We start from the raw sequence: 1,462 nt of genomic DNA, 5'->3' as shown, positions 1-1,462 counted from the left end.
GTTGCAGGCGCGCGCCGCCGGCGCGCCGCTCAGCGTCCACATGAACCCGGTGCTCCTGAAGCCGCAGAGCGACGTCGGTGCGCAGGTGGTGGTGCAAGGCAGGGTCGAAGGCAATGCCAAGGCCGCCGAGTATCAGATGCTCAAGCGGACACTGATGCCGCGGGTCCTGGAGAGTTTCGACATCCTCCGCAATCAGGCTGATCTCGTGCTGGTCGAGGGTGCCGGCAGCGCCTCGGAAATCAATCTTCGTCGGAATGACATCGCCAATATGGGGTTTGCCCGGGCCGCCGACGTGCCGGTGGTGCTGATCGGCGATATCGACCGCGGCGGGGTGATTGCCAGCCTTGCCGGCACCAGGCTGGTGCTCGATCCCGAAGATGCGGCGATGATCCGGGGTTTTATCGTCAATCGTTTTCGGGGCGATCCGGCCCTGTTCGCCGACGGCATGCGGATGATCGGGGAACTCACCGGCTGGCAGTCGGTCGGGCTGTTGCCGCATTTTGCCGATGCGGCCCGGCTGCCGGCCGAAGATGCGCTTGGCCTCAATGCGCCTTCGGTGCGGAAGGCCGAAGCGAGGATCAGGATCGCGGTGCCGATCCTGCCGCATATCTCCAATTTCGACGATCTCGATCCGCTAGAAGCCGAGCCGGATATCGATCTGATCCGGGTCCGGCCGAGGCAGGCCATTCCCGGCGATTGCGATCTCGTGCTGCTGGTCGGCTCGAAGGCGACGATATCCGATCTGCGGGCGCTGAAGGCGGCCGGTTTCGATGTCGATATCGCCGCCCATGTCCGCCGCGGCGGTCGGGTGCTCGGCCTCTGCGGCGGTTATCAGATGCTTGGGAAGACCATCTCCGATCCGGACGGAACCGAAGGGCCGGCCGGATCGATCGAAGGGTTGAGCTTGCTGGATGTGGAGACGGTTCTTTCCGGCGATAAACGGCTGGAGGCCGTCTCGGGGGAAAGTTTCGACGGAATTTCCCTGTCCGGCTATGAAATGCATATCGGGCGGACGTCTGGCGCAGATTGCCGGTGCCCGTTCTCAATCGTCGGCGGCAACCCGGAAGGCGCGATATCGGCGGATGGCCGGGTCTGGGGCACTTACCTCCATGGCCTGTTTTCGGACGACCGGCAGCGGTCGGCCTGGCTGAAGCGGCTTGGTGGCTCGGCATCAGGCCTGGACTATGAGGCCGGGGTGGATGCGGTACTCGACCGGTTGGCCGGCCATATGGAAAAGCATCTCGATCTCGATGGGCTGCTCAAACTTGCCAGATGATCCACGCCAGAAGGCCGAAAAGGCCGATCAGCAGAGCGTCGGCAACGCGGGCGAGTTTCAGCGCGCGGCGAATGTCGTCGTAGGTGAGCTCGGAGCGCCCACCCTCGCCCATGAACCGCGCCTCGATCATCTGTCCGCCATAGCTGCGCGGTCCGGCGAGCGCAATGCCGAGCGCGCCGGCCATCG

General features: G+C 64.6%; 1 protein-coding gene and 1 pseudogene. One reads left to right on the top strand and one right to left on the bottom strand.

The annotated features are described in order from the left end of the window. On the top strand, window positions 1-1,276 hold a 1,276-nt coding region (locus MOV63_RS32405), incomplete at its 5' end, for a cobyric acid synthase (RefSeq protein ID WP_247039835.1). Here MOV63_RS32405 and MOV63_RS32400 read toward each other — a convergent pair. Beyond that, window positions 1,260-1,462: pseudogene (locus MOV63_RS32400) on the bottom strand (cobalamin biosynthesis protein); the annotation flags it as partial. The gene MOV63_RS32405 and the pseudogene MOV63_RS32400 sit on opposite strands and share 17 nt — an antisense overlap.

The sequence above is a fragment of the Neorhizobium sp. SHOUNA12A genome (assembly GCF_023006505.1).
Lineage (GTDB): Bacteria > Pseudomonadota > Alphaproteobacteria > Rhizobiales > Rhizobiaceae > Neorhizobium.
This window is presented reverse-complemented; position numbering and strand designations above follow the sequence as displayed.